At 41.3% G+C, this 1,631-nt stretch carries 1 pseudogene; it reads left to right on the forward strand.

The features are described 5' to 3' along the window. Positions 1-89 precede the first annotated feature (89 nt). Positions 90-1,631 (forward strand): annotated as a pseudogene (locus HMPREF3034_RS00005) (IS1182 family transposase); the annotation flags it as partial.

Genomic DNA, 1,631 nt, shown 5'->3' on the forward strand with positions numbered 1-1,631 from the left:
TTTTTTTGCACAAAGCCCCGACTTTCTCAAGCCAGGGCTTTGTTATTTCCTAAAGTTTTTGTACCTTTAGGCATACAAAAAATCTCATTATGGGAAAGGTACACTTTCGTTCTTACATACACAATAAAATGATTCTTTTTCCTCAAAGAATTGATAAGGATATTGCAGAAGATGACCCTGTTCGTCTTTTGGATGCTTTGGTGGATAATCTCATGTTGGATAATGTTTACAAGCTCTACAAGCCCAGTGGTCGTAAACCATATCATCCACAAATGATGCTTAAGGTCATTCTTTATGCCTATATGAACAACATCTATTCCTGCCGCCGCATAGAGTCGCTTCTCAAGCGAGATATTCATTTCATCTATCTGGCAGGATATGAACAGCCCGACTTCATAACTATCAACCGTTTTCGCAACCGTGTAAAAAAGGAAATCAACAATATCTTCACACAGGTGGTATTGATACTTTCAGCCAAAGGTTTGATAAGTCTTGACGTTGAATATATTGATGGCACAAAGATAGAATCGAAAGCCAACAAGTATACTTTCGTTTGGAGAAGAACCGTAGAGAAGAACCGTGCCAAGTTGCAGGAACAAATACGCACACTCCTGCTTCAGGTTGACGATGTTATAGCGCAGGACAATGCAGCAAAGAAAGAAGGTGTTGAGTTCACCGCAGATCTGCTCAGTGAGATATCCGAGGAGTTGAACAAGTCTCTGGAATCAGTCCCAGAGCCTAAGACAAAAGAAGAAAAGCTGGCTATAAGAACCAAGAAGAAACAGCTTAAGGAGCTTGATAAGAAACGTAATAAACTCCATGAGTACGACCAGCACCTTGAGATTATGGGCGAGAGAAATTCTTACAGTAAGACTGACTCTGATGCCACGTTTATGCATATGAAGGAGGATGCTATGCGCAAGCGGACAAACCAAGCCTGGATATAATCTGCAGATAGCAACGGAGAACCAGTTCATCACCGACTTTGCACTCTATGCCAATCGTACCGATACACTCACACTACCTTCATTCTTAGAGTCTTTTAACTCACGTTACAATCGTTATGCCAAGACAGTCGTAGCCGATTCGGGGTATGGTTCCGAGGAGAACTATCTGTTCATGGACACACATAATATTGAAGCTTACGTAAAATACAATTACTTCCATAAAGAGCAGCGTCCACGTTATACACCTAATCCCTTTAGTCCTGCAAGTCTTTATTATAACAAGGAACAGGATTTCTACGTCTGTCCGATGGGACAGCACATGAAGCGTATTGGTATGAAGCGTTCCATCACCTCCAATGGGTTCGTTACTTACAGCGTACGTTATCAGGCAGAACGCTGTGAGGGCTGTCCGCTGAGAGGCTCATGCTTCAAAGCAAGAGGAAACAGAATCATAGAAGTAAACCACCAGCTACAGCAATATAAACAAAAGGCACGAGAACTACTGACCTCTAAAGAAGGCATCAAGCATCGAGGACAAAGGTGCATAGAACCAGAAGCTGTTTTTGGACAAACAAAATATAACAAAGCCTACAAGAGGTTTAGACATTTTGGAAAAGACAAGGTCAATATGGACTTTGCCTTCTTTGCCATTGCATTTAACATAGGAAAAATGTGCAAAAAAAA

Source organism: Prevotella sp. DNF00663, from assembly GCF_001553265.1.
In the GTDB taxonomy this organism is placed as follows: Bacteria; Bacteroidota; Bacteroidia; order Bacteroidales; family Bacteroidaceae; genus Prevotella.